Below are 22,412 nucleotides of genomic sequence, written 5' to 3'. Positions count from 1 at the left end.
CGCCGGCGATTCCCGGGGTGCCCCGCCAATCCGGACCGCAAAGAGGTAAAACGCGATGGGGCAATTGGCACGACATTTATTTCCGTCATGCCCAGCGCAAGCGGGCGCTTACTTGAGCAGTTTCCAGGTATTGTTTTCAATGGTCACCATGACCCGCGCGCGCTGGTCGAATCCCTGATGGTCGTTTGCCGTCATGTTGAAGACCCCGAGCGCCGCCGGCAGATCCTGGGTATTTTCCAGCGCATCGCGCAGCGCCTTGCGGAATTCCCTGGTTCCCGGCTCCGCTTTCTTCAGCGCGACCGGAATGGCGTTCTGCAACAGCACGCCGGCATCCCAGGCGTGGCCCCCGAAGGAACTGACGCTGCCCTTGCCGTACACGGCTTCGTACTTCGTCACATACTCCAGCGCCGATTTCCTGAGCGGGTTGTCGTTCGGCAACTGGGCGGCGACAAGCATCGGACCCACCGGCAGGAATGCACCCTCGACATCCTTGCCGCCGATACGCAGGAAATCGCTGTTGGCAACGCCGTGGGTCTGGTAGATCAGACCCTTGTAGCCTTTTTCCTTGAGCGCCTTCTGCGGCAACGCGGCCGGGGTACCGGCGCCGCCGATCAGGACGGCATCGGGCTTGGCGGCGATAACCTTGAGTACCTGACCGGTCACCGAGGTATCGGTGCGCTGAAAGCGCTCGCTGGCGACGATCTTCAACTTGCGCGCTTCGGCGATTCTGGCGAACTGCTGGTACCAGCCTTCCCCATAGGCGTCGGCAAAGCCGATGAAGGCGACGGTTTTGATGTTCTTGTCGGTCATGTGCTGGACGATGGCGGTGACCATGTGGGCATCGTTCTGGGCAGTTTTGAAAACCCAACGACGCTTGGCGTCCATCGGTTCGACGACCATCGCCGAACCGGCCATGGAAATCAACGGTGTTTCATTGTCGACCGCGACATCGATCATCGCCAGCGAATTCGGCGTCGTCGTCGAACCGATAACCACATCGACCCTGTTCTCGCTGATCAGCTTCTTGATGTTCTTCGTCGCCGCCGTCGGGTCGGTGGCATCGTCGAGGACGATGTAATTGACTTTCTGGCCGCCAATGGTCGTCGGCAAGAGAGCGATCGTGTTCCTTTCCGGGATGCCGAGGGAGGCCGCCGGGCCGGTTGCCGAAACTGAGACGCCGACGTTGATGTCGGCGAGGGCAACCGCCGACAGTGTAGCCAGCGCAATCAGGGTCAGTTTCTTCAACACGTCATGTCTCCGGGGAAAGCCAAAACTGCCAGTCTACCACGCGGCACAACTCGCGCCGGGCTGCACCGCGGGTATCGCGACCATCTATTTCAGCAGCTTCCAGTTGCCGTTTTCCACCATGACCATGACCCGGGCGCGCTGGTCAAAGCCGAGATGGTCGGTCGGGCTCATGTTGAAGACGCCATGGGCAGCCGGCAGATTCTTGGTGCCCTCCAGCGCATCGCGCAACGCGGCACGGAACTCCTTGCTGCCCGGCTGCGCCTTCTTCAACGCCACTGGCGCGGCAGTAGCCAGTAGTAGGCCGGCATCCCAGGCATGGGCACCGAAGGTGGGCACCGTGCCCTTGCCCTGGGCGGCTTCGTATTTCGTCACATATTCCATCGCCGATTTCTTGACCGGATGATCGGCCGGCAACTGGGCGGCGAGGATCTTGAGGATCTGGCCGGTGACCGAGGTGTCGGTGCGGTTGAAACGCTCATTGGCGACCAGTTTGATCTTGCGCGCCTCGGCAATCTTCGAGAACTCGTTCCACCAGCCCTCGCCGTAAGCGTCGGAAAAGCCGATATAGGCGACAGTCTTGACGTTGTTGTTGGTCATGTTCTTGACGATGGCGGTCGACATCTGCGCATCGTTCTGCGGTGTCTTGAAGACCCATTTCGTCTTGTCGTCCATCGGTTCGACGATGCGTGCCGAAGCGGCCATCGCGATCACCGGCGTTTCGGTCTCGGCGGCGACGTCGATCATCGCCAGCGAATTGGGCGTCGTCGTCGAGCCGATCAAGACATCGACCTTGTTCTAGCTGATCAGCTTCCGCGCATTCTTGACCGCGGTCGTCGTGTCGGACGCATCGTCAAGGACGATGTAATTGACCTTCTGCCCGCCGATCGTCTTCGGCAACAGGTCGATGGTGTTCTTCTCGGGAATGCCGAGCGAGGCCGCCGGGCCCGTCGCCGAGAGCGTCACGCCGACATTGATGTCGGCCATGACGGTTGCGGCGAGCGCCGAAAGCAGCGTGGCAACGATTGTCTTTTTCATTTGTCTCTCCCTATGGTGAATCGATTACGCAAAAATCAAAACCCTATTACCATCCAGGCTTGAGTGCAAGCAGCACGAACGGGCAGGCGTGTTAGAGTCGCGCTTTTGCCAATGGTGTCTCCCATGTTCTCCGGAATCATTGCCGCGGTCGGCCGCATCACCCACCTGACCGCGCGCGAGGCGGGATTCCGTCTGCACATCGAAGGCGGCAAGCTCGGCCTCGACGACGTCGGCCTCGGTGATTCCATCGCCTGCAACGGGGTCTGCCTGACCGTCGTCGGGAAGGAGGCCAATCACTTCATGGTCGATGTCTCCCCGGAGACGCTATCCTGTACGGTCGGCCTTGATGCGCCGGGAGAGATCAACCTCGAAAAGGCGCTACGCCTGATGGACCGTCTCGGCGGTCATTTGGTATCGGGGCACGTCGACGGCGTCGGCGTGGTGCTGCGCTTCGACCCGGTCGGCGACAACCGCCTGCTGGAAATCCAGGCCCCGGAGGAACTGGCCAGATTTATCGCGCGCAAGGGCTCGATCACCATCAATGGCACAAGCCTGACCACCAACGAGGTCGCCGGCGAAATCTTCACCATCAACCTGATCCCGCACACGCTGGAAAACACGACGCTGCGCGATCTGAAGGTGGGCAGCCGGGTCAATCTGGAAGTCGATCTGATCGCGCGCTATTGCGAAAGACTCCTGGGCAGTCACGATAGCGACTGATATTGGGCGGGCACGGTAAAGCCGCGCATACCCGCTCGTTGTCCCTTCCACCCCAGAGCCATCCTGAATCCATATGCAAAGTGGCGCGATATCCGAATGCGCGCGACTTCAATTTGGCATTTTCGAGGCTTTCAGAGTGTCGACCGCAACAACCCGACAGAGGTCACGGCATCAGCCTGGGGTCGCTGAACTCATCTATGCGCTGTTTCATCAACCACAGGTTTGGTCGCTTTACCCCAGACGCGGTTGATGGCGGTTTTGATCTTGGCTTCGTTCTCGGCAATTTCCTGCTTCAGCTCATCAATACGCTTCTCATGGCTTTCGATTTCCGCGACGATTTCTTGCTGGATGGCGAGGGGCGGGAGCGGGATTGAAAAATCTCTTAGCGATTTCAGCGCCACGGTTTTTTGTGCCATTCCGGTTGCCATTCTTTCGGCCTGCTGCATTACTCCTGATGATTTCAGAAGTTGGAACAGGAATTCGGGTGAGATTTTTTCCGATGATGGCCGGAGCAATGCGATGTGCCGCTGGAAGCAGAATTCCGTTGAGTTTGCAACCAGTACGGGAATTCCGAATGAACCGGTGACCGTGAAGAGAACATCACCAGTTTTGGGTTTTCGTGTCTCTTTGATGGCGTCAAAATACTCTCGTGAAACGCGGAAGGTGTTTTCGAACGAAATCTGATTATCTGTCACGTTGGAGATGGTGATAAACGGCACACCTTCGGAAGATTTTGGCGGAGGTTGATGATCGCCGTCTGAAATTGATTCGCAAACATCGCCAAGTTTGACCATCAAGTGAGGCTGATAGGTAGCTGGATCACCAATACGATATCGGTCGCCGCTGATGTTCCACTCCCCTTTCTCTCCAATCTTCGCCCGCACCACCTTGTGCGTCGTCGCGCCGTTCTCAAATTTCTCCGGCGTGGCAAAAAACGCGTCGAGCAGGCGCTTCGCTTCCGGCAGATCGCTACCGGTCACCGCGCGGCGTTGTGCACCGAGGCCGAAACCGTCATTTGCCACCTTGACGAACAGCACCGAATCGCATGTTTTCGCCAGTCGCTTGTCGAGGATCAGGATCGAAGTCTTGACACCCGAATACGGGTTGAAGACGCCGGCCGGCAGCGAGACGACGGCGACCAGCGAATTCTTGACCAGCATCTCGCGCAGTTTTTTGTAGGCGGTGCCGCTCTGGAAAATGATGCCTTCGGGCACGACGATGGCGGCGCGGCCTTGCGGGCTGAGGTGTTCGGCCATGTAGTCGACGAACAGCACTTCGGAGCGCGTCGCCTGCACCGAGAAGCGCTTGTGCGGCTTAATGCCGCCCTTCGGCGACATGAAGGGCGGGTTGGCGAGGATGACGTCGGCGGTTTCATTCCAGCGTTCCTCGTTGGTCAGGGTGTCATATTCGACAATGTGCGGGTCGCTGAAGCCGTGCAGGTACATATTGACCAGGCTCAGGCGCACCATGTCGGGCGAGATGTCGTAGCCGTGGATGTTGGCGGCGAGGTTGGCGCGCTCTTCGGGCGTGAGCATGTCGCCCACCCTCACCCCCGGCCACACTCCCTGAGGGCGAGGGGTGGTGTTGTGCTTGAGGATGTGCTTCCACGCCGAAATCAGGAAGCCGGCCGTACCGCAGGCGGGGTCGAGAATGCTTTCATTTTTCTTGGGGTCGATTACCTCGACCATGAAGTCGATGATGTGGCGCGGCGTGCGGAACTGGCCGGCGTCGCCCTGGCTGCCGAGCACCGAGAGCAGGTATTCGAAGGCATCGCCGAGGCGTTCGGAATGGTCGTAGGTGAAGCCGTCGATTTCCTTGAGGAAGGCGCGCAGGGTTTCCGGGTCGCGGTAGGGCAGGTAGGCGTTCTTGAAGATGTCGCGGAACAGCGGCGGAATACCGGGGTTCTGGTTCATCCTGCCGATCGCTTCGGAATACAGCGCCAGCACCTCGAAGCCGCCCATGCCGGGCGCCATCAGCCTGGCCCAGCCGAATCTGGCGTGGTCGCCGGTGAAGAAGCTGCGTGCGCCGCCGAGTTCTTCGGCCTCGGCGTCCATGTCGTCCATGAACTTGTAAATCAGCGCGATGGTGATCTGTTCGACCTGCGATTTCGGGTCGGGCACTTTGCCGACGAGAATGTCGCGGCAGGAGTCGATGCGGCGCTTGGTGTCGCTGTCGAGCATGGGGCGTGCGGCTTCCTATTGCATGAACTGGTTTAGGGGCACGTAATCCTTCACGTACTCCGGGATGCGCTCGCGCCATTCCTTGGGCACGGCCTTGAAGTCGGCCATGCTGAACGCGGGATTGACGTTGAGGTCGGTGAGGCGTTTCTTCTCGATGATGTCGCGCAGGCGCCCATCGGTCGCGTAGGCCTTGAAGAAATACTTCATGGCGACGACGGCGTTGGCATGCTTGTTCAGCGCATCGGGCGACTGGTCGAGCAGGAACTTCTGAAATTCGTCTTCGAGCATTTCGTCCTTGCCTTTGAAGTAGGGGATGAGGCCGAAGATTTTTTCCAGAATCTCGCGCAGGGTCAGGCGACGATTGACGCCGGCGGCGCGGCGCAGCTTGTCGAGGGTGTAAAACTCGGCAGGCTTGTCGAACAGATGGGTAGTGACATGGTCAACGGCCTGATCCCATTGCTCGTTGTCGACCTGCCGCTGCAAGACTGGATCGGCCTTGACCGTGTTTTCAAAACCCTCGAAGAACATGCGGTCAATCATCATGCCCTGCGCGCCGACGGCCTGTTCCGCCAACAGCTTCAGGGCGTCATCGCCTCTGTGCTCGTATTGACCCGAAGGCGGCGGGGGCGGCGACTCCGGCCCCTCTCCTCCGGCGCCACGCCGTGGCAGCTTCAAGACTTCGTCGTAGTTGAATTTCTCCTCGAAGTATTCGCAGTTGGCGAAGAAATCGAACAGCTTGTACTTGGCCTTTTCCTGTTTGCCGATCTGCGCCTTCAACTGCTTGTCGAAAAGCTGGTCGAGGAAGTCGTGCTTGCGCGTACCGCGCCCCTTGATCTGCACGAAGTCGGACGGCGAGAAGATCGGCCGCATCAAGCCGAGGTTGAGGATGTCCGGGCAGTCGTAACCGGTGGTCATCATGCCGACTGTGACGCAGACCCGCGCCTTGCTGGTCTTGTAGGCGTCGAGGAAATTGGCCGAGCCGAGCAGATTGTTGTTGGTGAAATTGATCGTGTATTGCTGCGCATCGGAAATCAGCGAAGTGACCTGCACCGCGAAATCGGACTGGTATTTGCCGGGCCAGAGCGTGTCGGCCAACTCGTTGAAGACTTGCGTCAGCTTGGCGGCGTGGCTCTGACTGACGGCGAAGACGATGGCCTTGCCGAGTTCGTGGCTGATCGGATCGCGCAGGGCGTTTTCAAGGAAGGTCTGGCAGAAGAGGCGGTTGGTGGCCTCGGAGAAAAATTTCTTCTCGAAATCTTTCTGGAAAAAGCTTTCCTGCTCGGCGCCATCTTCCGTGACGGTGGCAGCGACGGCATAACCTTTGTCGGAGAGCAGTTGCGTGGTGATGGCGGTGCGGGCATCGACGACCACCGGGTTGATGAGGTAGCCCTCGCGCACGCCGTCGAGCAGCGAATAGCGGTAGGTCGGTTGCCCGGACTCGCAGCCGAAGGTGCGATAGGTGTCGAGCAACAGGCGGCGCTCGGCTTCGCGCGGGTCGCGCGTGCCGGGTTTGCTGGCGTCGAATTTCTTGAGGTAGTCGCGCGGCGTCGCCGTCAGGCCGAGTTTGTAGCCGACGAAATATTCGAACACGGCGCGAGCGTTGCCGCCGATGGAGCGGTGGGCTTCGTCGGAAATCACCAGATCGAAATCGGTCGGCGAAAACAGGCGTCTGTATTTATCGTTGAACAGCAGCGACTGCACGGTGGTGACGACAATCTCGGCCTTGCGCCACTCGTCGCGCCGTTCCTTGTGGATGACCGAGGTGTAATCGTTCCTAAGTTGGGCGATGAAGGCCTTGTTGGCCTGATCTTCAAGTTCCAGCCGATCGACGAGAAAGAGCACCCGGCGGGCGTTGCCGGTACGCAGAAAGAGCTTGATGACGGCGGCGGCGGTCAGGGTCTTGCCGGTGCCGGTGGCCATTTCTAACAGGAAACGGCTGTGGCCTTCGGCGACGGCATCCTGAATCGCGTGGATGGCCCGCTTCTGGTAATCGCGCAGGAAGCGCAGGCGGTTTTTCTGGATGAAGGCTTCGCGCTCGGCGGCATTGTTCCAGCCGGCTTCGGCTGCGTAGCCTGGCATTTGCGTTAGGGCGATGTAGTCCTTGCCGACCTGTTCGCTGATCAGGCGCTGCGGGTTGGGCTGGTAGCGTTGATAACTCTTGATCGAATCGGGCGACGGAAAGCGCGTGATGATGTGTGGGTTGCCCTGCTCCAGATCCCAGAAGTAATGCAGGTTGCCGTTGGAAAGGATGACGAAGCGGCAGTTTTGCGACTTGGCGTATTTGCGCGCCTGCTCCTTGCCAACCAGCGGATTCTTGTCTTCCGATTTGGCTTCGAGCACGACCAGCGGGAAACCTGCCTCGTCGAGCAGCAGGAAGTCGATGAAGCCGTTTGTCGTGTCCTCGAAGTTGTCGCCGAACGCATCAATCAAGGCTTTGGTCAGCTTGACCCTGGGTTCCAGGATGATGTTGGCCTTACCCGTGGCATCATCGAAAAAACGCCAGCCGGAATCTTCCAGCATCTTGTTGATCTTGATTCGCGCTTTGGCTTCCTTGGCCATGTTCGTTGTCTCTTTGGACGCTCACTGGAGGCATCGGAAAAGCTCCGAGCTGCGCCCGGATGGTACTATGTCCCTGGTCTTGCCAGCAGAGGAATCCATGGCTTGTTGCAGCTTGCGCGATGAATAGTCACTCCCCCACACGTGCGGAAGCGCAGGGGCGGGTCGATGACATCCATACCTTCCGGAATGAACTCGCGCGTCTGGCCGACGAAGGTGTTCTGCGGCTGGATGTGGGGCAACAGGCGGCAGTAAGCAAACACCACGAACGCCTGCTCGGCGAATTTGCGACGCTTTTCGACGTTGACCGTGACAGCCGCGCCAAGCAGCTTTCTCTCGGCATGCGCGTCGCCTCCTTCCTTGGCGCGCTGGCGCTGGCGGCCAGCGTGTTCTTTCTCTTCTACCAGTTCTGGGGCCATTTCGGCGAAACGGCACAGGTCGCCATCCTGATCGGCAGTTCGCTCGCCAGCTTTGGCCTGACGATGTGGCTGCAGGGGCGCGATGCCACCGGCTACTTCACCAAGCTTGCCGCATTGGTGGCCTTCGCGTGTTTCGTGCTCAACATCATGATGCTCGGCCAGATCTTCAACATCACACCCTCGGACAAGGCGCTGATTCCCTGGGCGGCGCTGGCCTTCCTGCTCGCCTACACCTGCGATCTTCGCCTGCTGCTGGCGGCCGGCATCTGCTGCGTCATCGCCTGGTTCCAGGCGCGCGTCGGCACCTGGAGCGGCGTCTACTGGCTGCATGCCGGCGAGCGCCCGGAGAATTTCTTCCCCCTTGCCGCGCTGCTCTTCACCTTCCCGCTCATGGTCAGGCACCGGCGCTTTCCCGGCTTCGCCGCCATCTACCGGGTGTTCGGGCTGCTCAGCGTCTTCATCCCGATGCTGATCCTCAGCCATTGGGGGCGGGCGAGCCATCTCGACCTCGACCCCGGCCTGATCGAGGGCGCCTACCAGGTCGCCGGCTTCATCGCCGCCGCACTCGCCATCTGGCTCGGCGCGCACCGCGGCTGGCCGGAAACGGTCAACACCGGCATCGTCTTCTTCGTCATCTTCCTGTACACCAAGTTCTACCAATGGTGGTGGGAGATCATGCCGAAGTATCTGTTCTTCCTGGTGATCGGCCTGGCCGCCGTGCTGATCCTGCTCATCCTCAAGCGACTGCGCCACACGTTCCGGCCACCCGCAGGGAAGGGCGCGCCATGAGGAAATGGACACGCCGCCGCACCCTGGGCCTTGGCATCGGGCTGATCATGCTGACCAACGCCGTGGCGCTGGGCGGCGTCTGGTGGAACCGTTCCGGCACCCCGGAGAGCGCGCTGACCCTGAGCGAGCGGGAACTCGGATTGCCCTGGCGCAGCCTGCGTTTCGCCGAGGACAGCGGTCTCTCGCTCAATTTGAACTGGCGTGTCGTAGACCGCAAGGCGGGAGACCCCTTCAGCGGCGATACGTTCAATGGCGGCACGCCCGAATGGCTCGATGCGGCACACATGGCGGCGCTGGGGTTCGCGTCCGGCGACCTCGATTCCGATAGCGGGCGCCGGCGCTACACCCGGCAGTTGCCGCGCGAGGTGATTCTCGTTCTGGAACTTGCTGGCCAGGCGTGGCAGCAGACGCTCGCAAGCGCCCGCGAAAATGCCGGTCGCCACGCCGCCGCTGCCGCCGCCAACGTCGGCAGCAAGCAGTTCGCCGACCGCGCCAAGCAGGCCAGAGATCAGCTTGCACGCGAGGAGGACTCAAACAGCCGGTTGTTCGTCATCGACGCCGGACTGGACGCCCGGGAATTGCGCGGGAAGTATCCCGACCGCAGCCGTTTCCTGCTGATTCACGGAACCGTGCGGCCAACCCTGCGCGGGCGCGGTGGGAGCGCTGAGGCGGCTGCCGGCTTCGTCTCCCACATCAGCACGGGCCAGATTCATGTGCCCCACGCCCTGCGCCGGCCGCTCGCATCGACGCGCGGCGTTGGCGAACCCGGTGGCGGGGACCGTTTCGAAGCGGAATTTCTGGTCGGTCAGCGCCTCGAACCGTGGATTGCCGATTTGAAACCGGTTCCCAAGGCGGGCGGGAGCCTACCAGCAAACGATCCAGGAGACTCCCGATGAAAGAAGTCATCATCGCCCTGATCTGCGCGCTGCTGATCGCCGGGTGCGCGTCATACGACGGACGCGGACTTATGCCCGGCGTCAGCAACACCAGCGAAGTCATCCAGTTGATGGGGGAACCCGCCATGCGCTGGCAGGAGCCGGATGGCAGCCAAGTGCTGGCCTATCCGCGCGGTCCGGCCGGTGTCCAGACCTACATGGTGCGGATCGACCCCAAGGGCTTCTTCGCGAGCCGGGAGAACGTCCTCGAGTCGAAGCATTTTGCCCGCCTCCGTGAAGGCATGACCCAGGAGGAAGTGTTGCGCGTCATCGGTCCCCCGTTCCCGGGATGGACCCTCTATTTCGCCGCACGCGACGAACTGGTCTGGGAGTGGCGCTGGTGCGACGATTTCAACGAACCGGCGCGCTTCAACGTGTTCTTTGACGGAACGAGCGGCAGGGTCCGCACCACCGCGAGCCTAACCGAGCGCCAGTCGATGCCTTTCGGCCGGGGCGACCGCCGGGATTGGTGCGCCCGCTGAATGAAAGCGGTCGGACAGTTACAAATTGACCACAATTCGACGCGCCAAGTGGATTGAAAGGCGCGATTTAACGCTGTACCATATTGCTCATAGTTGTAATTCCGGCAATCTCGAGGCGTTCTGGACAGGGGTTCGACTCCCCTCATCTCCACCTAAGCGTATCCGGATGCGTTTAGGTGGGGATGTACCGGTTTCGACAGGGCGGGCAAAGGTGCGCAGGCAACTCGTCAGGCGATCGACGTTAATGAAGCAAATCCATAAATGCCAATGATGAGCATTTCGCTATCGCCGCCTAAAAACGGCTAGCCGGGGCTGCTGAAGCCTTGTTACCAAAGACAGCCGGTGGGGACTTCGGTCCCCACCGTCAATTCCGGACCGGCTTTTTCAAGCCCGCTCAACCATCAAACCGGAACACGATCGGCACGATCACCGTCGCCTCGATGGCTTCGTCGCCCCGTCGGGCCGGCACGAAACGCCAGTGCGTGACGACCCGACGGGCGGCCTCGTCCAGCCGCTCAAAATTGCTGCCTTTTTCGAGGTCGACCGTGAGCGGCTGCCCTTGGGCGCTGACGCGAACCCTGAGCAATACCTTGCCTTCCTCGCCCAGACGACGCGACAAGGGCGGATAGGAAGGGCGCGGATTTTGCAGGTAGGCAGCGTCGAAGCGGGCGGCAGTGACGGCTGCCGGAGCCGGCGCGACATCGGCGGTTGGCCGGGCTACCGGCTCGGCGACCACCGGAACGGAGAAATCCGGGGGCGGCGCGGCCGGCGCCGCTGGCATCGCCAGAATGGGGCGCGAAATCTTGGCCCGCGGCTTGGAGACCGCTTTCGGCACCGGTCGCGCTTGCGGGACGGGTTCAGGTTTGGGTACGGCCTGCACCGGCAGTGGTAGCGGCGCGGGTGGCACTACCGTATCGACCAGTCGCACGATGACCACAGCCGGCGGCGGGTTGACGACCTGGCTGCTCGACAAGGTCAGCGGGTAAAGCAGAACCGCCCCATGCAGGCCGAGCGCAATGGCAATGAATTTGCTTATCCGCGACCATTCGGGGCTTTTCGGAGGAAGATCCAGCAATACGCCATTCATCCGTGGATTTTAACTTTTCGGGACAGGCAGCGTCACGCCATCACCGCCCGCAAGCGCGCTGCGGTCGACAGCGAAAAGCCGCCGAATTCATGAATGCTGCGCACGAAACAAAACGCCCCGGCGGCTGCCGGGGCGGTCTTGCCAACAAAAGCGAGTGCCGTGCTCAGAACTTGTAATTGACTCCGGCGTAAATCGAACGACCCATGCCGGGCACCGCGATGCCCCAGGGAATACCATTGATCGACATGGTCGTCCCCTGACCGGTGTAGGCGCCGCCGAGGGGCATGTAGTAGAACTTGTCGAAGAGATTTTCGACGCCGAAATCGATCCGTGCCTGTTTCCAGGAATAGCTGGCGCGCAGGTTGGTCAGGCCGTAACCGGCCGTGGTGATTTCGTTGCGCACCTCGGAAACATCATTCTTGCCCTTCACCAGCACCAGTTCGACGGCATTATCCCAGCCGCCGAACTGCTGCGTCAGCGCCAGCTTGCCGTTGAGCGGCATGATGTTGTAGAGGCCGTCACCGGTATCGCGGTTCTCGCCGTGGGTGTAACTGAGCAGGCCGTTGAATCCGAAATCGCCAACGCCGGTCTTGGCCAGCGGCATACGACCGGAAAGGTCGAGACCATAGAGTTCCGCCTCCTGGTTCGCGTATTGGAGAACGACAAACTGGTTGGTCGTCGTCCGGTTGGCTGCGGTGCAGGAAGCGCCGGCCGGGCAGCGAATGGCATCGATGTAGTCGTTGACGCGCGTGAAATAAGGCGTCGCCTTGATCTCCCAACTGCGGTCGGCGGCATGCCAGTCAAAGGTGGCCGCCAGCGTGTACGCCGTTTCCGGCTTCAGATCGATATTGCCGATGTAACCGTTGCCGTCCCCAACCATGTTGTTCATGACCGCCGCCATTGACCAGGTGGACCACGTGTAGCGCTGGTAGAGATTCGGTGAGCGTACCTTGCGCGCGAAGCCGAACTCGATGTCGCCGTTGACGTTCGGCGTGTAACGGGCCAGCGCCGTCAAATCCCAGTTGTTGTCGGTACGTTGGCGATCTGCCGCGTTGAAGGCGGCGGCATCTGAAAACTGATTGCCCATGGCATTGGGCGCAGTGTTGTAACCCCGCACATCACCGGCATCCGTTTTCACCCGCTCATAGCGCGCCCCGAGCACGGTCTTCCACTCTTGGTTTAGGCGCGACTCCCATTCGCCGAACAGTCCCGCACGGTCGCGTTTGCCGTCGTTGATGTTCTCGAAGGTCCCCGGCCACATCCCGCCACCGGACGGCGGCCACCAGTCGTCGAGCTTGTAGGTCTGGTAGAGGCCGCCGACGCGCAGCAGATCCTTGTCGCTAAGATCGATATCCGCCTTGGCCGTGAAGCCCGTATTCGTACTCTTTGAGTACATCGGCATGCCCGCGGCGCAGGCCATGCTGATCGGCGAGCAGGGCGTGCCGTTGGCCGCCATCGGACCGCCTGATGCCGTCCCGTACCAGTAGCGCTTGTCGGGGCCGAAGTCCATGGAATGGTCGACCTTCTCGTAATAAGCGCGCGCCTCGAACAAGCCCCAGCCGTATTGGCCGAGATAGCGCAGGTTGAAGGTCTGCTGATCGTTGTCGAGCATGTCCATCCGCTGGTTCGGATAGAGTTGTTCGGGGACGTTCTGGAAGCCAAGGCTACCCTCGACGAGATGATCGCCGCTCTTGAAAGCGAAGCCAAGCTTCTGGTTAATGGTCTCGTAGGCCGTCGACCCGACCTCGTCCAGTGGCAGCGTGTGGCCAAGCCGGCCGGTGGCCGTCGTCGTCTTGAAGTTGCCGGCCGCCTTGTAATTGTCTGCCTTCGCATAGGCGCCGGCGTAGGTGATGTTGAAGTTCTCGGTCGCCAGGGTGGCCGCGACATTGCCACCAAAGGAATTGCCGTTGCTGCGGTAGAAGGCGCCGATCTCGCCCTTGGTGAGCAGTTCCTTGCCGGGCGCCGCGAATTCGGGTGCGTACGACTGCGCGATGATCGTCCCGCCGATGCTATCGCCGCCCAGACTGACCGGTGCAATGCCGGAATAAACCTTGAGGCTGCCGACATTGCTCGGATCAATATAGGACAACGCCGGATTCATGTGGTTGGGACAGGAAGCAATCAGGTCCATGCCATCGACCGTCACGCGTAGTCGATCGTCGGCCAGGCCATGGATCGACGGCAGGCTGGAAATGCCGCCTGCACCATAAAGACTGACTCCCGGCACATCGCGCAGCAGGCTCGCGGTATCGCTGGTGGTCGCGCGTAGCGGCGCCAACTGGCTGCTATCGACGGTACCCAGGTTGGCTGACGACCGCGGCCGGTTGGCGTTGACGACCACCTCGTCGAGGACTGGTGCGGTCTCGGCGATTGCCGTTGATGAAAAGGCGACAGCCATGGCGGCCGTCAGCGGGCGGATCCAATACCCCATGAAACTCTCCGGATTGCGTTTGATTTATCAGTGGGCGCTGATTTTCAGCGGATTGATCCGGCTTGGGAATGCGGCAAATTGCCGCGTGACAAATTGCATAGTCCAAAGGAGAGACAGCCACCGGACGAGCGGCTGCGGCAATTTGTCGCAATCGCAGCGGGCATTTTTTTTCTAGAATTCGACTTCTGGATAATCCGGATTAAACAAGTCGGACGCAGACAAAACAAAGGAGGCGACATGAACGGCAATTTGCAGGTTCTGCAGGAAGAGGGCGATGAATTTCCGGCGTTGCTCGTTGGTACGGGCCTCGCCCTGGCATCTCTGATTCTCTTACCGGCACTGGCGCAACGCGTCGGACTCGGCGCCAGCGTGACGATCGCCCTGCGCGGCTTGTTGATGCGTGCCGCCAACCGCGCCTGAACTCTTTATCAGCTTTTCCTTGATTTGCTTCAAGCCGGTAGCGGGCGTTGCCGTGCGAAAATCGCGATCGTCCTCAATGCAACGCTCGCGTATGTCAAGCCGATGTCTCGTCTGAACGCAAAGCTGGTTTTACTGCTTCTCTCCTGTATGCTAATTGCCGCCTGCTCGCCGGCACCGCAGAGCGGCAAACCTGCCGGCGCCGATTTCGTCCTGCAAGGTCCGAACGGTACGGTCGACAGCAAAAATTACCGCGGCAAGCTGATGCTTGTATTCTTTGGCTATGTCCATTGCCCCGATGTCTGCCCGACCTCGCTCGTGGCAATGAACGAAGTGCTGAACGGGATGACACCAGAGGAACGGGAGAATATCCAGCCGATCCTGATTTCCGTCGACCCGGAGCGCGATACGCCGGAAAGCCTGAAGAACTACGCGGCCTATTTCCACCCCAGCCTGATCGGCGTGACCGGCACGCCGGAACAGATTGCGGTGCTGGCAAAGGCCTTCGGCGCCGGTTACATCAAGCAGCCGACGCGATCGGATAGCAGTTACGCGGTCGACCACAGCGCCAATACCTATCTGGTCGGAAAAATCGGCAAGCTGCTCGCTACCTTGCCATACGGCGCGCCGGCCGACGAGCTGCGCGCGGCCATCCGCGCAGCCTTGTGAGGCATTACCCGCGCCCCTCGAACCTGGCCGCGTGGGTCGTCGGCACGCTGCTCGTACTGTTCGGCGCCAGCTTCGTCGACGCCGGGCGCCTTGCCGACAAAAGGGCAGGCGAGCAGGCCGTGCGCACTGCACTGGCTGAAAAACTGCAGTTGACCGATCTCGCCCTGTTCACCGAAGCCCGTTACACCCGTCACCCGTCGCAGGCCGACCTGCACGCCGCTTTCCAGGATCATCCACTGAGTCTGGAGCACTTTCCTTCCGGCAGCCTGATGCCACCCCCGGCTCACCTGAGAAACCATGCGCCTCTGGATCGCGAAACAACGTTACCTGATTGATTTCACGCTGGCTTCGCTGGCGCGCCGCAAAACCAAGAACATCGGCCTGGTGCTGGTGTTCTCGCTGCTCGTCTTCGCGCTGGCCTCGGTCACCCTGCTGACCTCGGCGCTGCGCCAGGAAGCGGCGCGGGTACTCGTGCATTCGCCGGAAGTGCTGCTGCAGCGCATGGTGGCCGGCCGCCATGACCTGATTCCACCCGGCTACATCGAGCGTATCGGCCGCATCCGTGGCGTGCAGCAGGTCGAAGGCCGGCTCTGGGGCTATTACTACGACGCGGTGGTCAAGGCCAACTACACCTTCGAGGTGGTCCGCGACAACCCGCCGCCGGTCGGGCGCATCGTCGTCGGCGCTGGACTGGCGCGCTTTCGCGGCGTCCAGCCAGGCAATGTACTGTCCTTCCGCTCCTATTCCGGCAAACTGTTCACCTTCACGGTCGACGCCGTTTTGCCACCCGAATCCGAGCTGATCAGCGCCGATCTCGTTCTGCTCAACGAGGCCGATTTCCGCGCTTTCTTCGACTACCCGGCCGGCCACTTCACCGATATCGCGCTGAGCGTCGCCAATCCGCAAGAAGTCCGCACTGTCGCGACCAAACTGGCCGCCGCGCTGCCTGATTCGCGGCCGATCCTGCGCGACGAGGTATTGCGCACCTACCAGTCGATTTTCGACTGGCGCGAGGGCATCGCGCTGGCCCTGCTCGCAGCGGCCATCCTCGCTTTCGCCATCCTCGCCTGGGACAAGGCTTCCGGACTGTCGGCCGAAGAAAAGCGGGAAATCGGTATCCTCAAGGCAATCGGTTGGGAGACCGGCGACGTGATCCGGATGAAGCTGTGGGAGAGCATGCTGATCTCGCTCGGCTCCTTCCTGATCGGCTACCTGGCCGCCTACGTTCATGTCTATTATTTTTCGGCAGCCCTCTTCGCGCCGGTGCTCAAGGGCTGGGCGGTGCTTTACCCGAGCTTCAAGCTGGTTCCGGCCATCGATGGCCTGCAGGTCGCGACGCTGCTGTTCTTCACGGTGTTCCCCTACGCCGTCGCCGTCCTGGTGCCGATCTGGCGGGCGGCAATCACCGATCCCGATGCCGTGATGCGAGCCTGAGATGATAGAACTCGACGACATCCACAAAGCCTTCAACCATGGCCAGCCCAATGAATACTGGGCGCTCACCGGCATTCACCTGAAAGTGGCGGCGCAGCAGGTGACTGCGCTTTCCGGTCCCAGCGGTTCGGGCAAGACGACGCTGCTGACCCTGCTCGGCTGCCTGGCGCGCCCGACGCGCGGCCGCGTACACCTGCGCGGCGAGGACGTTTCCGGCCTGCCAGAACGCTTTCTCACCGAAATCCGGCGCCGCACCTTCGGTTTCATCTTTCAGCAATTCAACCTGGTGCGCGGCCTGTCAGCACTCGATAACGTAATGTTGCCGGCCTATCCGCTCGGCCTGCCTTACGGTCAACTGCGCGAAAAGGCCGAAAATCAGCTCGCCGGCCTCGACCTCGGCCACCGCCGCGATGCCCGCGTCGAATGGCTCTCCGGCGGCGAGCAGCAGCGCGTGGCGATTGCCCGGGCGCTGATCAACGATCCCGAAATCATCGTCGCCGACGAGCCGACCGCCAACCTCGACACGGTGCTCTCGCGCCAGTTTCTCGACATCCTGACCCGCCTGATCGACGAAGGGCGCACCGTCGTTCTGACCAGCCACGACCCGCTGGTCGTCGACTCGAGCGTAGTTAACCGGGTCGTCCGCCTGCGCGACGGACACCTGGTCGCCGACGCCGGCTGAACATGCTGTTCCAACCTGCCATCATCGCCCTGCTGCTGGCCGGCGCCGTCAGCCTGCTGGTTCTCGTGGCAGCTGCGCCATTCGCCGTACAGGTGATCCGGCGTTGGGACATGACGAGCGGCAGCGAACTGCAACTGGCGCTGGAACGGCGCACTTACCTGTTTTCGACATTGACTGCCTTCGTCTTCATCACCCAGTTGCTGGCGCTGCTGCTCACCGTGTTCAACGCCGACAAGATGGCGGTGATGTTCGTCGGCGCCATGTGCGCGGTCGGTACGCTCAACGCCAACGCCTGGGGCTTTCCGATGCTCTACGCCCAGATCTTCGTATTTTTCCTCGCCGCCACCTGGCTGACCCTCAACTACGTCGACAATCTGGCGCCCGATTACCCGCTGGTCCGCGTCAAATACGCGCTGCTGCTCCTGCTGCTGCCGGCGCTGGCCGCCGCCTTCGCGCTGCAGCTCAAGTATTTCCTGAACCTGCGCGCCGATGTCATCACCTCGTGCTGCGGCAGCCTGTTTTCCGAACAGGGGCCGACGCTGGCCAGCGAGGCGTCAAGCATGGAGGCAAAGCCGGCGATCCTGCTTTTCTACAGCGTGCTGGGGGCAACCGTCTTCGCCAATGGCCTGCACGTTGGATTGCGTCAGCGCTGGAGTGGCATCCTTGCCGCACTGACCAGCGCCGGCGCTTTCATTGCCTCCATCGTCGGCATCCTGTCCTTCGTCTCGCTCTACGTTTATGAGCATCCGCACCATCATTGCCCGTTCTGTCTGCTAAAACCGGAATACGGCTACCAAGGCTACCTGCTTTATGTGCCACTTTTCGTGTCGACCGCAGCGGGCCTCGGCGCCGGCATCCTGCAACCCTTCGCCAAGGTCGGCAGCCTGCAGCGCCTGATTCCGCAGGCGAGCAGCCGGTTGGCCGCCATCGCGGCAATCGGCTTTGCCCTGTTCGCGGCGGTGGCGACTGGCATGGTGCTCAAATCCAACCTGATCCTGCTAACCTGAGATTCCAATTTTCCAACCCATGCTGAATTTCTCGCTCGCCAAACTCCTGCAACTCGGCCTGACACTGACCGTCGCTAGCCTCTGCCTGAACGCCTGCAACAGCGGCGCACCTGCAGTCCAGCTCAATAGTGGCCAGCCAGCGCCGACTTTCCAGACTTTCGCGCTCGACGGAACGCCAGTTCACTTTCCGGCCGCCTTCGTCGGCAAGCCGCTGGTCATCCGCTTCTGGGCCGACTGGTGCCAGTATTGCGAGGGTGAGATGAAGGCGATCGAGTTGGTCTATCAGCGCCATCGCGACCAAGGCATTCAGGTACTGGCGATCAACACCGGGCAGGACAAGCCGGCTGTCGCCGCCTTCATCAAGAAAATCGGCGTCACCTACCCGGCGCTGCTCGACGAAAAGTCAAAAATCGCCCGTGCCTATGGCGTCGTCGGTTTGCCTACCACCTATTTCGTCGATGGTCAAGGCATCGTCCGCGGCAAGGTCGTCGGCGAGGCCGACGAGGCAACTTTCGAGCGCCAGGTGGTGGAATTGCTCAAATGAGTAACAATGGCAGCTGCGATCTGTGCGGATTGCCCGTCGGCATGCTGGATTTCAGCCTGACGACAGCCGAACGGACATTCCGCTTTTGCTGCGAGGGCTGCAAGGGGATCTACCAGATGCTGAACGATGTCGACGATATCCCGAACCCGCCCGCCAACAATCTTTCCCAAGGAGAAGCCAAATGATACAACCGATGATGAACGAAGCGGCCCGCCAGGCCCCGCAAGTGATGGGTGAATTGATGAAGCCGCTGGTCATGGGCGCCGGCGGCTATGCCGCAGCCCGCGTCCTGACCACCAACCCGGCGCTTTCCTTTCTGCGCACACCGCTAGTGGTTTTTGCCGCCGGTGTCACGACCGGCTACCTCTTGCACAAGTATCGCCGCGAGATTGTTCAGGCGGTGACCAAGGCGGTCGACATGGGCAGGGATTTTGCGTTGCAGCAGAAAGAGTCGCTGGATGATCTGGTCGCCGAAGCCCATGAAGTCAATGAAGCCGAGGCCATGGCCCAAGGCCACGTCGAGGCCGACGCCCCGGCGGCCAAACCAAGGGCCAGGAAAGCCGCGGCGAGCGCCTGACTCATTCCATCCCGTTGATTGTCGCGAGTCTGTCCATGAATGCCCCTTCTGTGAACCCCCTTTCCCGCCAGATTCTGGTCCTGCACAAGAGCGCAGGCCATGTTCGCTTCACCTTGCCTTCGGGGCTCACCAATCCCGGGCCAGCAGCCGTCATCGAGGCGGCGCTGCTGCGCATTCCCGGCGTGCGACTGGTCAAACTCGACCAGGGAACGGCCAAACTGGTTATTCATTATGATCCGATCGCCTGCACCCTGCGCCAGCTTGCACTGGTTCTCAAGAGCAGCCTGGATGCCGCCGCCGCCGCGGCGCAACCGGCCGCTTTCAGAGCGCCGTCGGCACCCCGCTTCGGCGAAATCGGCCGGCAGCTTGCCCAGGGAGTGAGGCAGGCTGAAACGGGGGCCCGGCGCCTCCTGCAAAGTGCCCAAGCACAACTGGTGCCATCGCAACCGGCCGACACAAGCCAAGCGCCAGGCAAGTTGACGCCGCTACGCCGCGCCCTGGACCCGGCGCTCCTCAATGAAAAGGCAGTGATCAATTTTGCCAACGACATCGTCGCCTTCTACCTGATCCGGATTCACTGGAACCTGATTACCCAGCAGTGGATCAAGTCGCCGCTCCGGCATGCGGACGCCTGGCTGACGGTTTTCTACTTCACCTTCCTGCTGGTGCGTTACCGCAAGGGCGCGGTGCGTTCCGCGGCGAAGGCAATCCCGGCACCGCCGGCCGGGGATAAGTTGGCATCGTGAACGCGCCACTCGAAATTCGCCTTGCACACGCGCTCGAGCGACGCATCCGGCTCGTCATCCCGGCCCTGAAGGGCGATCAGGAACGGTTCTACCTGCTCGAAATCCTGTTGCGCAAGCGGCCGCCGATTCGCAAAATTCGTAGCGAGAGCCGGATCGGCTCGCTGACCATTCATTTCGATCCGGCGGCCATCATGCGCAGCGATCTGCTCGCCGCGGTGACGCAGATCGCGGGCGTGCTGGCACGCAGCAATCGCACGCTGAAGCCGATTGCAGCCAGCGTCTCCGAGGGTCCGGTGCAGCGCAGTTCGGTGGCGATCGAAGGAATGACCTGCGCCTCCTGCGCAGCGCTGATCGAGCTGACCTTGCAGCGCGATCCACGGGTCAAAAATGCGGCTGTAAATTTCGCCGCCGCCACCTGCAGCGTCGACGGTCAGCTTGACCGCGATGCGGTATTCGCGCTGGTCGATCGCATCGGCTATACACCACGGCCGATGGACACGCTGGCCCAGCGGCGCTTCCTGGTCGAACGCGAAAGGGTTCTGCGTGACGAAGCACGCAAACGTTTCCTTGCCGCGGCCGTCCTGACTGCCCCGCTGATGGCGCTCGGCATGGCGATGCCACACCATTACGGTCTGCGCCTGCTGCAATTCGTGCTGGCCACCCCGGTCGTCTTTGGTGCCGGCCTGCCATTCTTCGAAAAGGCCGTGAAACTGGCGCGCAACCGCAGCGCCAACATGGACACCCTGATCGCCCTCGGCGCCGGCGCTGCCTATCTCTACAGCCTGCCCGGCCTGCTGCCACACCGGCGCGCGCACTTCCTCTATTTCGAGGCGGCGGCGAGCATCGTCACCTTCGTGCTGCTCGGGCGCTATCTCGAAGAGCGCGCCAAGGGCAAGGCCGGTGAAGCGATCCGTCAGCTTATCGAACTGCAGCCGGCCACGGCGACGGTCCTGCGCGACGGCGTCGAGCTGGTTGTCGATGTCGAAACGATCACTGCCGGCGAAATCCTGCTGGTGCGGCCTGGCGAGCGGGTGCCGAGCGATGGCGAAGTGATCGCCGGCAGTTCGGCGGTCGACGAATCGATGCTGACCGGCGAAAGCCTCCCGGTCAGCAAGATGGTCGGCGACCGCCTGATCGGCGGCTGCATGAACCAGAACGGCGCGCTGACCCTGCGCGCGACCGCGGTCGGTCAGGATACGGTGCTCGCCCATATCGTGCGCATGGTGGACGAGGCGCAGAGCGCCAAATTGCCGGTCCAGAAACTGGCCGACCGGATTTCTTCGGTGTTCGTCCCAAGTGTCATGGGCATCGCCGGACTCACGGCGGGCGGCTGGCTGCTCGCCGGGGCGCCGGCCACGACGGCACTGGCTCATGCCATCGCTGTCGTCCTGATCGCCTGCCCGTGCTCCCTCGGCCTCGCCACGCCGACAGCGATCATGGCCGGCACCGGCGCGGCGGCGCGACGCGGCATTTTTATCCGCCACGGCACGGCGCTGGAAATCGGCGCCAAGGTCACCACCGTCGTCTTCGACAAGACCGGCACGATCACCGAAGGACGCCCGCAGGTCAGCGAGTGGCAAAACCTCAGCAGCCTGCCCGACGAGGAATTGCTCGGCCTGCTCGCCGCTGCCGAAGCCGGCTCGGAACATTATCTGGCCAAGGCCTTGCGCGAGTTCACCCGGCAAACCGCTGCGGTCGACGGCAAAAATGTCGATAATTTCTTGGTCGAACCGGGACACGGCATCGAGGCCGATGTCGATGGCCACCGCGTCGTCATCGGCAATGCCGAATGGCTGAGCGCCCGCGGCATTCAGACGACACCGCTCGGCGCAGCCTGCGCCCGTGCCGGTACGGAAGGGAAGACGCCGGTGCTGGCGGCGCTCGATGGCCAACCGGCGGCTTTCTTCGCCATCGCCGACCTGCCGCGCGCCGATGCAGGCGCGACCATCGCCCGCCTGCACAAGCTCGGCATCAAGACGCTGATGGCGACCGGCGATGTCGAGGCGGCAGCGCAGCACATCGCGGCGCTGGTCGGCATCGACCGCGTCGAGGCGCGCGCCACGCCCGATCGCAAGCTGCAACTGATCCGTGCGCTGCAGGCGTCCGGCGAGGTGGTGGCGATGGTCGGCGACGGCATTAACGACGCGCCGGCACTGGCGGCGGCCGATGTCAGCATGGCCATCGGCGGCAGTACCGACATCGCCATCGAGGCCGCCGACCTGACCCTGGTGCGCGGCGATCTCGGCAAGGCGGCCGAAGCACTGGCGATCTCGCGGCGCACCATGCGCATCATTCGCGAAAACCTGTTCTGGGCGCTCGGCTACAACACCATCGCCATTCCGGTGGCGGCAGCCGGCCGCCTCAATCCGATGATCGCCTCGGCGGCGATGGCGGCCAGCTCGGTCTCGGTCGTCGTCAATTCGCTGCGCCTGCTGAAAAAGGGCTGAGGCCAGC

General features: G+C 61.8%; 20 protein-coding genes, 1 other RNA gene and 1 pseudogene. 16 read left to right on the top strand and 6 right to left on the bottom strand.

All coding sequences use genetic code 11. The annotated features are described in order from the left end of the window. Positions 1–108: 108 nt before the first annotated feature. Together IPP03_13940 and IPP03_13935 are read right to left on the bottom strand one after the other, a co-directional pair. Positions 109–1,248, bottom strand: a complete 1,140-nt coding sequence (locus tag IPP03_13940; GenBank protein ID MBL0353690.1) for an ABC transporter substrate-binding protein — start codon at positions 1,246–1,248, stop codon at positions 109–111. A gap of 84 nt (positions 1,249–1,332) precedes the next feature. Beyond that, positions 1,333–2,283: pseudogene (locus IPP03_13935) on the bottom strand (ABC transporter substrate-binding protein). Positions 2,284–2,406: 123 nt separating this feature from the next. Between IPP03_13935 and IPP03_13930 the strand changes: the two are divergent. Next, entirely contained in the window at positions 2,407–3,003 is a 597-nt protein-coding gene (locus IPP03_13930) for a riboflavin synthase (protein ID MBL0353689.1), read from the top strand. Positions 3,004–3,194: 191 nt separating this feature from the next. Here the strand turns inward: IPP03_13930 and IPP03_13925 are convergent, their stop codons facing one another. Both IPP03_13925 and IPP03_13920 read right to left on the bottom strand, forming a co-directional pair. Beyond that, positions 3,195–5,183, bottom strand: coding sequence for an N-6 DNA methylase (locus IPP03_13925; protein ID MBL0353688.1), 1,989 nt, complete (start codon positions 5,181–5,183; stop codon positions 3,195–3,197). Positions 5,184–5,198: 15 nt separating this feature from the next. Next, positions 5,199–7,742, bottom strand: a complete 2,544-nt coding sequence (locus IPP03_13920) for a DEAD/DEAH box helicase family protein (GenBank protein MBL0353687.1) — start codon at positions 7,740–7,742, stop codon at positions 5,199–5,201. Between the two features lie 119 nt (positions 7,743–7,861). Here IPP03_13920 and IPP03_13915 point away from each other — a divergent pair, with 119 nt between their 5' ends. The 4 genes from IPP03_13915 to ssrA all read left to right on the top strand — a co-directional run bounded on the left by IPP03_13915 (position 7,862) and on the right by ssrA (position 10,731). Further along, a complete protein-coding gene (locus IPP03_13915; GenBank protein MBL0353686.1) occupies positions 7,862–8,947 on the top strand; it encodes a DUF2157 domain-containing protein in 1,086 nt (361 codons plus the stop codon). Next, positions 8,944–9,843 carry a DUF4824 family protein gene (locus tag IPP03_13910; GenBank protein MBL0353685.1) on the top strand — a complete coding sequence of 300 codons (900 nt, stop codon included), beginning with the start codon at positions 8,944–8,946 and terminating at the stop codon, positions 9,841–9,843. Before IPP03_13915 ends, IPP03_13910 begins: the two co-directional genes overlap by 4 nt. After that, complete coding sequence (locus tag IPP03_13905) at positions 9,840–10,364, top strand: hypothetical protein (GenBank protein ID MBL0353684.1); 525 nt, start codon at positions 9,840–9,842, stop codon at positions 10,362–10,364. The genes IPP03_13910 and IPP03_13905 overlap by 4 nt, the downstream gene beginning before the upstream one ends. A 39-nt stretch (positions 10,365–10,403) precedes the next feature. Further along, positions 10,404–10,731: a transfer-messenger RNA gene (ssrA, locus tag IPP03_13900) on the top strand. A gap of 27 nt (positions 10,732–10,758) precedes the next feature. Here ssrA and IPP03_13895 read toward each other — a convergent pair. Both IPP03_13895 and IPP03_13890 read right to left on the bottom strand, forming a co-directional pair. Further along, positions 10,759–11,451, bottom strand: a complete 693-nt coding sequence (locus IPP03_13895) for an energy transducer TonB (protein ID MBL0353683.1) — start codon at positions 11,449–11,451, stop codon at positions 10,759–10,761. Between the two features lie 163 nt (positions 11,452–11,614). After that, complete coding sequence (locus IPP03_13890; protein MBL0353682.1) at positions 11,615–13,882, bottom strand: TonB-dependent receptor; 2,268 nt, start codon at positions 13,880–13,882, stop codon at positions 11,615–11,617. 237 nt (positions 13,883–14,119) lie between these two features. Here IPP03_13890 and IPP03_13885 point away from each other — a divergent pair, with 237 nt between their 5' ends. Genes IPP03_13885 through IPP03_13835 form a run of 11 tightly spaced genes read left to right on the top strand, consistent with a single transcriptional unit; the run spans position 14,120 to position 22,405 of the window. Continuing rightward, positions 14,120–14,302: a hypothetical protein gene (locus IPP03_13885; protein MBL0353681.1), complete on the top strand. Its 183-nt coding sequence runs from the start codon at positions 14,120–14,122 to the stop codon at positions 14,300–14,302. A 24-nt stretch (positions 14,303–14,326) separates the two neighbouring features. Beyond that, positions 14,327–14,968: an SCO family protein gene (locus tag IPP03_13880; protein ID MBL0353680.1), complete on the top strand. Its 642-nt coding sequence runs from the start codon at positions 14,327–14,329 to the stop codon at positions 14,966–14,968. Between the two features lie 23 nt (positions 14,969–14,991). After that, positions 14,992–15,303 carry a hypothetical protein gene (locus IPP03_13875; GenBank protein MBL0353679.1) on the top strand — a complete coding sequence of 104 codons (312 nt, stop codon included), beginning with the start codon at positions 14,992–14,994 and terminating at the stop codon, positions 15,301–15,303. Next, positions 15,266–16,402: an ABC transporter permease gene (locus IPP03_13870; protein MBL0353678.1), complete on the top strand. Its 1,137-nt coding sequence runs from the start codon at positions 15,266–15,268 to the stop codon at positions 16,400–16,402. The genes IPP03_13875 and IPP03_13870 overlap by 38 nt, the downstream gene beginning before the upstream one ends. A 1-nt stretch (position 16,403) precedes the next feature. Next, positions 16,404–17,084 carry an ABC transporter ATP-binding protein gene (locus tag IPP03_13865; protein MBL0353677.1) on the top strand — a complete coding sequence of 227 codons (681 nt, stop codon included), beginning with the start codon at positions 16,404–16,406 and terminating at the stop codon, positions 17,082–17,084. 2 nt (positions 17,085–17,086) lie between these two features. Beyond that, entirely contained in the window at positions 17,087–18,091 is a 1,005-nt protein-coding gene (locus IPP03_13860) for a hypothetical protein (GenBank protein ID MBL0353676.1), read from the top strand. A gap of 19 nt (positions 18,092–18,110) precedes the next feature. Continuing rightward, positions 18,111–18,635 carry a TlpA family protein disulfide reductase gene (locus IPP03_13855; GenBank protein MBL0353675.1) on the top strand — a complete coding sequence of 175 codons (525 nt, stop codon included), beginning with the start codon at positions 18,111–18,113 and terminating at the stop codon, positions 18,633–18,635. Next, entirely contained in the window at positions 18,632–18,820 is a 189-nt protein-coding gene (locus tag IPP03_13850; protein MBL0353674.1) for a heavy metal translocating P-type ATPase metal-binding domain-containing protein, read from the top strand. The genes IPP03_13855 and IPP03_13850 overlap by 4 nt, the downstream gene beginning before the upstream one ends. Then, complete coding sequence (locus IPP03_13845; protein ID MBL0353673.1) at positions 18,817–19,212, top strand: hypothetical protein; 396 nt, start codon at positions 18,817–18,819, stop codon at positions 19,210–19,212. The genes IPP03_13850 and IPP03_13845 overlap by 4 nt, the downstream gene beginning before the upstream one ends. 35 nt (positions 19,213–19,247) lie before the next feature. Beyond that, positions 19,248–19,958 (top strand): hypothetical protein, encoded by a 711-nt coding sequence (locus tag IPP03_13840; protein MBL0353672.1) that lies wholly within the window; start codon positions 19,248–19,250, stop codon positions 19,956–19,958. Next, a complete protein-coding gene (locus tag IPP03_13835) occupies positions 19,952–22,405 on the top strand; it encodes a copper-translocating P-type ATPase (GenBank protein MBL0353671.1) in 2,454 nt (817 codons plus the stop codon). The genes IPP03_13840 and IPP03_13835 overlap by 7 nt, the downstream gene beginning before the upstream one ends. Positions 22,406–22,412: the final 7 nt, after the last annotated feature.

This window comes from Candidatus Dechloromonas phosphoritropha, from assembly GCA_016722705.1.
Classification (GTDB): domain Bacteria; phylum Pseudomonadota; class Gammaproteobacteria; order Burkholderiales; family Rhodocyclaceae; genus Azonexus; species Azonexus phosphoritrophus.
The sequence above is the reverse complement of the archived record's forward strand: the minus strand, read 5'-3'. Positions and strand labels throughout refer to the sequence as shown.